The organism is Arthrobacter sp. 7Tela_A1 (assembly GCF_049311065.1).
Lineage (GTDB): Bacteria > Actinomycetota > Actinomycetes > Actinomycetales > Micrococcaceae > Arthrobacter_B.
On sequence record NZ_JAXIOO010000062.1, the window covers coordinates 1 to 10,211 of the forward strand.

The following is a 10,211-nucleotide window of genomic DNA, read 5'->3' on the forward strand; positions in this document are numbered from 1 at the left end:
ATCCTGGTGGATGCGGGCACGGCCGTGTTGGTCCTGGGGTTTAGCGCTCCGGGTAGTTGCGCTCCGGGAGGCCCGTGTAGAGCTGGCGCGGGCGGCCAATCTTCGTCTGCGGGTCCTGCATCATTTCGCGCCACTGGGCAATCCAGCCCGGCAGGCGTCCGATGGCGAACAGCACGGTGAACATCTTCTCCGGGAAGCCCATGGCCTTGTAGATCAGGCCGGTGTAGAAGTCGACGTTCGGGTAGAGCTTGCGCTCAATGAAGTAGTCGTCCGCGAGGGCCTTCTCTTCGAGGCGCATCGCGATGTCCAGCAGTTCGTCATTGCCGCCGAGGTCCGCGAGGATCTCGTGTGCGGTTGCCTTGACGATCTTGGCGCGCGGGTCGTAGTTCTTGTAGACGCGGTGCCCGAAGCCCATGAGCTTCACGCCGTCTTCCTTGTTCTTGACCTTCTCCATGAAGTCCTCCGGCGCCATGCCGGTGGACTGGATGTCGCGGAGCATGTTCAGGACGGCTTCGTTGGCGCCGCCGTGCAGCGGGCCGAAGAGCGCGGAGATGCCCGCGGAGATCGAGGCGAACATGTTGGCGTTCGAGCTGCCGACCAGGCGGACAGTCGACGTCGAACAGTTCTGCTCGTGGTCCGCATGCAGGATGAGCAGCAGGTCCAGTGCCTTGACCAGCTTCGGATCCAGCTCGTACGGCTCGGCCGGCAGGCCGAAGGAAAGCCGCATGAAGTTCTCCACCAGGTTCATGGAGTTGTCCGGGTAGAGCATGGGCTGGCCGATGCTCTTCTTGTGCGCGTAGGCAGCGATGACGGGAAGCTTCGCCATGAGGCGGACGGTGGAGAGTTCCACCTGCTCTTCGTCGAACGGGTCCAGCGAGTCCTGGTAGAACGTGGACAGCGCGCTGACGGCGGAGGAGAGCACCGGCATCGGGTGGGCGTCACGCGGGAAGCCGCCGAAGAAACCCTTAAGGTCTTCGTGCAGCAGCGTGTGGCGGCGGATGCGCTGGTCAAAGGAATCAAGTTCCGCAGGCGTGGGCAGGTTGCCGTAGATCAGCAGGTACGAGGTTTCGAGGAAGCTCGAGTGCTTTGCCAGCTGCTCAATCGGGTACCCGCGGTAACGCAGGATCCCGGCGTCACCGTCGATGTAGGTGATCGCCGAGGTGGTTGCGGCGGTATTCATGAAGCCCGGGTCGAAGGTGACCGTCCCGGTCTGCTTCAGCAGCTTCGAGACGTCAAACCCGTCGTTGCCTTCCTTGGCCGCGATGCGGGGCAGTTCGAGCTTGTCGCCCGGTTCGTTCCCATAGTGCAGCTCGGCACTTGGTCGCTCAGTCATTTCTCTCCTTCAGGAGTTTGAAGAACCCACTGCTACGGGCCCGCGTCCTTGGAGGGGGCGCCCATAGTACACATTCGGTGCTTAAACTATTTCGCTAAAACGCTACCGGCTGACCGGGTGATACCACTAATCGGTAACCATGTTGTTGTGCAAGCGCAACATGCTCCGATTGTGTCACCGGCCAATTATCCCGCTGCAGCGGTGAGCCGCCGTGCGGCCGCGGCAATCCGTTCATCGCTGCCGGTCAGGGCTACCCGGATGAAGCCGGACCCCGCCTCGCCGTAGATGACGCCGGGACCGACGACGATGCCCAGCGCTGCGAAGCGTTCCACGGTGGTCCAGGTGTCCTCTCCTGCGGTGGCCCACAGGTAGAGGCCGGCGTCGGACGCTTCGATCCGCAGCCCAAAGGCTTCCAGCGCCGGGACCAGCAGTTCGCGCCTGGAACGGTATTTGTCCTTTTGGTCAGCGACGTGTCCGTCCTCGGACAGGGCAGCCATCATGGCTGACTGCACCGGAGCCGGGACGATCATGCCGGCATGCTTGCGGCTGTTCACGAGGTTGGCGATGATCGCGCTGTCCCCCGCGACAAAAGCCGCGCGGTAGCCGGCGACATTGGATTGCTTGCTCAACGAGTACACGGCCAGCAGGGAATCGCTGCTGCCTCCGCTCACCCGCGGATCCAGCACCGACGGCACGGGCTGTCCACCGCGTGCGGTGTCCCATTCGCCCCAGCCGAGTTCTGCGTAGCACTCGTCCGAGGCAACAACGGCGCCCAGCGCACGTGCCTGCTCCACAAGCCTGGCCAGGGAATCGGCGTCCCGGACGATTCCGGTCGGATTTCCCGGGGAATTGACCCAGACCAGCCGGACCCGGGACCGCGTCTGTGCGTCCAGGTCCTCGAGGTCGTCGGCCGCAACCGGCGTGGCACCGGCAAGCACGGCACCCATGTCGTAGGTCGGGTAGGCAACGGTGGGACGTACGACGACGTCGCCTTCCCTGAGCCCCAGCAGCAGCGGGAGCCAGGCAACAAGCTCCTTGGAACCGATGGTGGGCATGATGTCCTGCGGGTCCAGGTCCGGGACCCCGCGGCGGCGGGCAAACCAGTCCGCGATGGCGCGGCGGAGTTCCGGGGTGCCGTGGGTCGTGGGATAGCCCGGAGCGTCGGCAGCCCCCGCGAGGGCTTCCTGGATGAAGTCCGGAGTCGGATCCACGGGCGTCCCGATGGAAAGGTTCACGGCCCCTTCCGGGTGTTCCTGCGCCTGCCTGACGTAGGGCGCCATCGCTTCCCAGGGGTACTCCGGAAGGTTCAGGCCGAAGCTCCGGGAGTCAGTTCCGCTCATTCCTGGTTCTGCGGCGGGAGGGCGGCGATCAGCGGGTGATCCTTATGGGTGTTGCCGAGCTTGGCTGCACCGCCGGGCGATCCCAGGTCATCGAAGAATTCGACATTCGCCTTGTAGTAATCGGCCCATTCCTCCGGGGTGTCATCCTCGTAGTAGATGGCTTCAACCGGGCACACGGGCTCGCAGGCGCCGCAGTCAACGCACTCATCGGGGTGGATGTAGAGGGAGCGTTCACCTTCGTAGATGCAGTCCACGGGGCATTCTTCAATGCAGGCCTTGTCCTTAACATCCACGCATGGCTGCGCAATTACGTACGTCACGTCCCTTTGCCTTCCTTGGTGTGCGGATCTGCGGGGATCTGCAGATGTCCACGGGGTAATGCTTCCACGTTAGTGGCCACGACCATTATCTCCCAGCCGGAGGCTCCCGCGTACGATGTAACAGTGACTTCACAGACCCCCGAATCGCGGCTGCGCGAGGCCGGAACCGGGCGCCGCGCCGTCGTCCGCTACCGGATCCCGGGCGGGCTCACTGACGCCCTGGGGATCATCACGGCACTGGATCCGGAGAGCTGCACCGTTGAAACCCGCAGCGGCCCGGTGACCATCCCCTGGCACCTGGTCACGGCAGGCAAGCCGGTTCCCGATCCTCCTGCCCGCAGGGCCCGTCCGGGCGGCGGTATGCTGGCCTGATGCCAAACGACGAGGACATCCAAGCGCGGGGACGCGCGCTGAGTTCACCCGTCCGGCTGCGCATCCTCCGCCTCTGCCTGCACCGGGAACGGACCAACAAGGAAATCGCCGAAGCGCTGGAACTGAACCCTGCGACCGCACTGCATCACGTCCGCACCCTGCTGGGCACCGGCTTCCTGGCGGCCGGCGAACCACGCACGGGGAACCGGGGCGCGAAGGAAATCCCGTACCGGGCCACCGGCCTCAGCTGGCGCACGTCCCTGCCGGAGGGAGCCAACGCCGTCCTGGTCGAAACGTTCCTTCAGGAAATCGACGGACTCGCGCCGTCGGACCTTGAAGTCATGCGCATGGGCGTGTGCCTTAACGAAGAAAACCGCCGCGGGCTGATGGCACGCCTGCGGGCGGTTTTCGATGAATATGCGCTGCGGGAACCCGATGCGGACGGCACCCCGACTTCTCTGATGCTGGCCCATCACCTGGACCGTACCGGCGCCGAACAGCTTCCCGCTGCGCCCCAGGTCTAGCTCAGGGACCCTGGCCTAGCTCGGGGACCCTGGTCCCGGGCGGTAGCCCGGGTCGGTGCCGTAGGCCGCGCCGGGCGCTGTCTCCGGATGGCTGCGCTGGTACCGCGCTTCGCGCCGCAGCACCGCTGCACAGACGAGGACCGCTGCCACTGTGGCCACGGCCTGGCCGTAAAGCCACACGATTCCTGCCGTAACGACAGGCAGCTCGATCCCGGAGGCCGTTCCCGTCACGATCAGCGGACCGCCCAGGAGGTCAAGGGTGAACAGTCCCAGCAGCACGTAGGTCAGGACACCCGTCAGGGCGCTGACCATGACCGAGCGTGCCCACAGGCCGGTGAAGACTGAAACGGCAGCGCTGAAAAGAAGCGCCGCCGCAGCGCCGAGAGGCAACGGGGTGTCCCCGGCGTAGAGCACCTGGGCGTGGAGTGAGGTCCCCAGGACTCCGGCAGCAATGCCGCCAAGCACAACGGCCACCGGGCCCCGCCTGCGCGGGACCCGGTGACCGGGGCTGGATGCCATGGAGATGATGCTACGCCTTGGCGCGTGCGCGGGTGACCTTGGCACGCTCGTTGGCGTTGAGGACCAGCTTGCGGATGCGGATGGCCTCCGGGGTAACTTCCACGCACTCGTCTTCGCGGGCGAATTCGAGCGACTCTTCCAGGGTCAGCTTGCGCGGCGGGGTCAGGTTCTCGAAGGTGTCCGAGGAAGCGGCACGCATATTGGTGAGCTGCTTTTCCTTGGTGATGTTCACATCCATGTCATCGGCGCGGGAGTTCTCGCCGACGATCATGCCTTCGTAAACCTCGGAGGTGGGCTCCACGAAGAAGGAGCCGCGTTCCTGCAGCTTGATCATGGCGAACGGCGTCACGACGCCTGAACGGTCGGCAATCATCGAACCGTTGGTGCGGTACTCGATGGGGCCGGCCCACGGCTCGTAGCCTTCGGCGATGGACGCGGAGATGCCGGCGCCGCGGGTTTCCGTGAGGAAGCGGGTGCGGAAGCCGATCAGGCCACGGGCGGGAACGATGAATTCCATCCGGACCCAGCCGGTGCCGTGGTTGGACATGTTGACCATGCGGCCCTTGCGGGCAGCCATCAGCTGCGTCACGGCGCCGAGGTATTCCTCGGGGACGTCGATGGTCATGTGTTCCATCGGCTCGTGGATCTTGCCGTCGATCATCTTGGTGACAACCTGCGGCTTGCCCACGGTCAGCTCGAAGCCTTCGCGGCGCATCTGCTCCACGAGGATCGCCAGGGCGAGCTCGCCGCGGCCCTGGACTTCCCAGGCATCCGGACGCTCGGTCGGCAGAACCCGGAGGGAGACGTTACCGATCAGTTCCTTGTCCAGGCGGTCCTTGACCTGGCGCGCGGTGACCTTTGCACCCTTGACCTTGCCGGCCAGCGGGGAGGTGTTGATGCCGATGGTCATGGAGATTGCGGGATCATCCACGGTGATCAGCGGCAACGGCTTGGGGTTGTCGACGTCGGTCAGCGTTTCACCGATGGTGATGTCCTCGATGCCGGCAACAGCCACGATCTCGCCGGGGCCTGCAGACTCGGTCGGAACACGGTCGAGGGCCTTGGTGGCCAGCAGCTCGGTGATCTTCACGGTCTTCATGGTGCCGTCGGCACGGGCCCAGGCAACCTGCTGGCCCTTGCGCAGGGTGCCGTTGAAGATGCGCAGCAGCGCCAGGCGGCCCAGGAAGGGGGAGGCATCCAGGTTGGTGACGTGCGCCTGCAGGACACCTTCCGGATCGTAGGTCGGAGCGGGGATGTGCTCGATGATGGTCTGGAACAGCGGTTCCAGGTTGTCGTTTGCCGGAGCCTGGCCATCAGCCGGCTGCTCCAGGGAGGCAGCACCGACGCGGGCTGCGGCGTAGACAACGGGAACGTTGAGGACCAGGTCCAGATCAAGGTCGGGAACTTCGTCCGCGAGGTCGGAGGCCAGGCCCAGGAGCAGGTCCATGGACTCGCTGACAACTTCATCGATGCGGGCGTCGGGGCGGTCGGTCTTGTTGACCAGCAGCACGACGGGAAGCTTGGCGGCAAGGGCCTTGCGCAGCACGAAGCGGGTCTGCGGCAGCGGGCCTTCGGAAGCGTCCACCAGCAGCACAACGCCGTCGACCATGGAGAGGCCGCGCTCGACCTCACCGCCGAAGTCGGCGTGGCCGGGGGTATCGATCACGTTGATCGTGATGGTTTCGCCGTTGGCGGCGGGGCCGTTGTAGAACACGGTGGTGTTCTTGGCCAGGATGGTGATGCCCTTTTCACGTTCCAGGTCGCCTGAGTCCATCACGCGGTCTTCGACATCTCCGTGCGAGGCGAAGGAGTTCGTCTGCTTGAGCATGGCGTCGACGAGGGTCGTTTTGCCGTGGTCAACGTGGGCCACAATAGCAACGTTGCGGAGATCGCTTCGCACTGCGCTGTTCACAGCCGTGTTGGTTTCTGACATGCGTGAAGACTCAATTCATTGGTTACAGTTCGGGGATAATTCACAGTGGTCCGGAGTCGATCCGGAAAGTCCGGCAGTTCTGTACAAATGCTGCGTTGGAACACACGTGTAAGAAGTCACCGAGAGGCCGCTGTCAGCGGGCACCATACCATTCTAGTCGTTTTGCCAAAGGTTCCCTAATGCGCGCTCTTCAGCGGAACCGAAGGGGGCCTCAGGCAGCCGCGGGCGGCAGCTTGAGTCCTGCACCCGGGATCGCCTCCAGCAGTGCCTTGGTGTATTCCTTCTTCGGCGAGTTGAAGACGTCATCCGTTGTTCCGGTTTCCACCACCTTCCCCTTTTGCATCACGCACACGTTGTCCGCGATCTGGCGGACCACTGCGAGGTCGTGCGTAATGAAGAGGTAGCTCAGGCCAAGGTCGGCCTGCAGCTCGGCGAGCAGGTTCAGGATCTGTGCCTGGACCAGCACGTCCAGTGCGGAAACGGCTTCGTCACAGATGACCACTTCGGGGTCCAGTGCCAGGGCGCGGGCCACCGCCACACGCTGGCGCTGCCCGCCGGAGAGTTCGTTGGGGAAGCGCCGCATCACGGTGGAGGGCAGCGCCACCTGGTCCAGCAGCTCCCGCACCTTCCTGGCACGGCTTGCCTTGTCCCCCATCCCGTGGACCCGCAGCGGTTCCTCGATGGTGTGGAAGATGTTGTACATCGGGTCCAGCGAGCCGTACGGGTCCTGGAAGATCGGCTGGACCCGGCGCCGGAATTCGAAGAGCTTCTTCTTGTCCAGCGTCGTCATGTCCACGCCGTTAAAGAGGATGCTTCCGCTCGTCGGGGTCTCCAGGTTCAGCACCATCCGCGCCACCGTGGACTTGCCCGAGCCTGATTCACCCACGACGGCGGTGGTGGTCCCGCGCTCCACGGAAAAGGACACGTCGTCCACGGCCGTGAAGTCGGTGTGCCTGCCCAGCCCGCTGCGCAGCTTGAAGACCTTGGTGAGGTTGCGTACCTCAATGATGCCGGGTGCCGTGTCCGGGCTGCCGGCCTCAGGGGCGGCTCCCCCGTCGGCCGCGAGCAGGTCCGGCGCGTCCAGCCCCCGTTCCTTGGCGATGTCGATCCGCTTGGAGGCCAGGGACGGTGCCGAGTCCACCAGCCGCCTGGTGTACGGATGCCGGGGATTGGTCAGGATCTCCAGCGCCGGACCAGACTCCACGACGCGGCCCTTGTACATCACGACGACGCGCTGGGCGCGCTCCGCAGCGAGGCCCAGGTCATGGGTAATCAGGAGCACAGCGGTGCCCATTTCCTGCGTCAGGGAGGCAAGGTGGTCCAGGATCTGCCGCTGGACGGTGACGTCCAGCGCGGACGTCGGTTCGTCGGCAATCAGCAGCCGCGGCGAACAGGAAAGGCCAATGGCGATCAGCGCCCGCTGCCGCATCCCGCCGGAGAATTCGTGCGGGTACTGCCTGGCACGGGAAGAGGCGTCGGGCAGGCCTGCCTGGCCCAGCACCCGGGCCACATCCTCGTCGGAGGAAGGGCGGCCGTTGGCCTTCAGGGTTTCGCGTACCTGGAACCCGATCCTCCAGACAGGGTTCAGGTTGGACATCGGGTCCTGCGGAACCATGCCGATCGAATTTCCGCGCAGCTCGACGATGCGCTTGGTGCTGGCATGGGTAATGTCCTCGCCGTCAAAAATGATCTGGCCGCCGCTGACGCGCCCGTTGCCGGGCAGCAGGCCAATGGCTGCGAGCGCCGTCGTCGACTTGCCCGACCCCGACTCCCCCACGATTGCCACCGTCTCCCCCGGCAGGACGGAGAGATTCGCGTCCTGGACGGCATCCACCGTTCCGTTGGAGGTATCGAAGGAAATCGCGAGCGAGCGGATGTCCAGCAGCGGGGCCGGATCGGTGTCCGGCTGCAGGGCGTTGGAAGTCATAGCTTGCGGGCTTTCGGATCGAGGGCGTCACGCACGGCATCTCCGAGCATGATGAAACTGAGGACGGTGACTGACAGTGCCCCGGCGGGCCACAGCAGGGCTGCGGGGTTGGCCCTCAGCGAGGTCTGGGCGGCCGAAATGTCATTTCCCCAGGACATGATGTCCGGCGGCAGCCCGATCCCGAGGAAGGAAAGGGTTGCTTCGGCCACGATGAACGTGCCCAGGGAGATGGTCGCCGTAACGATCACCGGCGCCAGGGCGTTGGGCACCACATGCTTAACCAGTGCCTGGAACTTGGAGACGCCGAGGGCACGGGAGGCGACGACGAAGTCCGCGTTCCGCACGGAAATCACTGCACCTCGGGTGATGCGGGCGATCTGCGGCCAGCCGAAGACCACCAGTGTCACCACCACTGTCAGGATGTTCCGGTTCTCACGGAACATCGGCAGCTGCATCACGATGATGGCGCCCAGGATGAGGGGCAGGGCAAAGAAGATGTCCCCGAGCCGGGCGATCACGGCATCGAGCCAGCCGCCGTAGTAGCCGGCGAGCGCACCGAGTGACCCGCCGAGGAGTACCACGGAGGCGGTGGTAATGACACCGACCAGCAGCGATGCCCGGGTGCCGTAGATCAGCCGGGTGTAGACATCGCAGCCCTGGAGCGTGAAGCCCAGGGGGTGTCCAGGGGCGGGGCCTGCGTTGGAGTCAGCTAGGTAGCAGGCGCCGTCGGCCGGGAGGTGGGTGAAGAGCTGGGGGAAGGCTGCCACCGTAATGATCAGCAGGATCAGGAACGCCGAGATGATGAAAAGCGGCCGGCGGCGGAGGTTCCGCCAGGCTTCCCCCCACATGCTCAGGGGTGCCTTGCCGTCCTGGACGGCATCGGTCTCCGGCAGCCCGGCGGAATCCACCGGGGCGACAAAGTGCTCCTGGGTCCGTTGGCTTTTACTCATAGCGGATCCTTGGGTCGAGCCAGGCATAGAGCAGGTCCACCAGCAGGTTCGCCACCACGTACACCAGGACCAGCACGCTCACGATGGAGACGATCGTGGGTCCTTCGCCGCGGATGACGGCCTGGTAGAGCTTCTGCCCGACGCCGGGCACGTTGAAGATTCCTTCCGTGACAATTGCTCCGCCCATCAGCGCCCCGAGGTCTGCACCCAGGAACGTGATGACCGGAATCAGCGAGTTGCGCAGGATATGGACGCTGACGACCCGTCCGCGGGAGAGGCCCTTGGCCGTCGCGGTACGGACGTAGTCGGCGTTCATGTTTTCGATGACGGATGTGCGCGTCAGCCTGAGGACATAGGCGAAGGATGCCAGTCCCAGGACGGTGGCGGGAAGTATCAGGTCACTCCAGCCGGCGCTCGCTCCGACAGTCGGAGGCGCCCAGCCGAATTTGACCCCGATGATGAACTGCAGCAGGAAGCCGAGGACAAACACCGGGATGGCAATGACGACCAGAGAGACGAACAGTACGGTGCCGTCGAAGATCCGGCCCTTCTTCAGTCCGGCGATGAGGCCGAAGGTGATGCCGAAAACTGCCTCGAAGAGCAGGGCAAGCACCGCCAGGCGCATGGTTACCGGGAAGATCTGGGCCAGGACTTCCGCGACGGGCCGGCCGGAGAAGTCGTTGCCGAGGTTGAAGGTCAGCAGGTTCTTCAGGTAGTTCAGGTACTGCACAATGAACGGCTGGTCCAGGTTGTACTGCTCGCGCAGCTGTGCGGCAACAACCTCGTTAACCGGCCGGTCCCCGAACAGTGCCGCGATCGGATCACCGGGCAGTGAGAAAACGAGGAAGTAGACCAGCAGCGTTGCTCCGAAGAACACCGGAATCATCTGCAGGACCCGGCGGGCGATATATCTGGTCATCGCGGGGCCCTGCCTTGGTCATGGGTGTTGGCAGGTAGTGGCATGGTAACGATCCTGTTTGCTGCCTGGTGGCG

10 protein-coding genes are annotated in these 10,211 nt (G+C 64.7%); 2 read left to right on the forward strand and 8 right to left on the reverse strand.

Annotated elements, in window-relative coordinates; translation table 11 throughout:
- Positions 1 to 40: 40 nt before the first annotated feature.
- From TVB01_RS16180 to fdxA, 3 genes are all read right to left on the reverse strand, one after another.
- Positions 41 to 1,333, reverse strand: coding sequence for a citrate synthase (locus tag TVB01_RS16180; RefSeq protein WP_422456929.1), 1,293 nt, complete (start codon positions 1,331 to 1,333; stop codon positions 41 to 43).
- A 185-nt stretch (positions 1,334 to 1,518) separates the two neighbouring features.
- A complete protein-coding gene (dapC, locus tag TVB01_RS16185) occupies positions 1,519 to 2,673 on the reverse strand; it encodes a succinyldiaminopimelate transaminase (RefSeq protein WP_422456930.1) in 1,155 nt (384 codons plus the stop codon).
- A complete protein-coding gene (gene fdxA / locus TVB01_RS16190; protein WP_066295741.1) occupies positions 2,670 to 2,993 on the reverse strand; it encodes a ferredoxin in 324 nt (107 codons plus the stop codon). The genes dapC and fdxA overlap by 4 nt, the downstream gene beginning before the upstream one ends.
- Positions 2,994 to 3,116: 123 nt before the next feature.
- On the opposite strand from fdxA, the gene TVB01_RS16195 reads away from it, so the two are divergent.
- Positions 3,117 to 3,365, forward strand: coding sequence for a ferrous iron transport protein A (locus tag TVB01_RS16195; protein ID WP_422456931.1), 249 nt, complete (start codon positions 3,117 to 3,119; stop codon positions 3,363 to 3,365).
- Positions 3,365 to 3,889, forward strand: a complete 525-nt coding sequence (locus tag TVB01_RS16200) for an ArsR/SmtB family transcription factor (protein WP_422456932.1) — start codon at positions 3,365 to 3,367, stop codon at positions 3,887 to 3,889. The genes TVB01_RS16195 and TVB01_RS16200 overlap by 1 nt, the downstream gene beginning before the upstream one ends.
- Positions 3,890 to 3,904: 15 nt before the next feature.
- Here TVB01_RS16200 and TVB01_RS16205 read toward each other — a convergent pair whose 3' ends face one another.
- The 5 genes from TVB01_RS16205 to TVB01_RS16225 all read right to left on the reverse strand — a co-directional run bounded on the left by TVB01_RS16205 (position 3,905) and on the right by TVB01_RS16225 (position 10,137).
- Positions 3,905 to 4,408, reverse strand: a complete 504-nt coding sequence (locus TVB01_RS16205) for a hypothetical protein (RefSeq protein ID WP_422456933.1) — start codon at positions 4,406 to 4,408, stop codon at positions 3,905 to 3,907.
- Between the two features lie 10 nt (positions 4,409 to 4,418).
- Positions 4,419 to 6,341 carry a translational GTPase TypA gene (typA, locus tag TVB01_RS16210; protein WP_422456934.1) on the reverse strand — a complete coding sequence of 641 codons (1,923 nt, stop codon included), beginning with the start codon at positions 6,339 to 6,341 and terminating at the stop codon, positions 4,419 to 4,421.
- A gap of 211 nt (positions 6,342 to 6,552) precedes the next feature.
- Positions 6,553 to 8,268, reverse strand: coding sequence for a dipeptide ABC transporter ATP-binding protein (locus TVB01_RS16215; protein WP_422456935.1), 1,716 nt, complete (start codon positions 8,266 to 8,268; stop codon positions 6,553 to 6,555).
- A complete protein-coding gene (locus TVB01_RS16220) occupies positions 8,265 to 9,218 on the reverse strand; it encodes an ABC transporter permease (RefSeq protein WP_422456936.1) in 954 nt (317 codons plus the stop codon). Before TVB01_RS16220 ends, TVB01_RS16215 begins: the two co-directional genes overlap by 4 nt.
- Positions 9,211 to 10,137 (reverse strand): ABC transporter permease, encoded by a 927-nt coding sequence (locus tag TVB01_RS16225; protein WP_422456937.1) that lies wholly within the window; start codon positions 10,135 to 10,137, stop codon positions 9,211 to 9,213. Before TVB01_RS16225 ends, TVB01_RS16220 begins: the two co-directional genes overlap by 8 nt.
- Between the last annotated feature and the right edge of the window lie 74 nt (positions 10,138 to 10,211).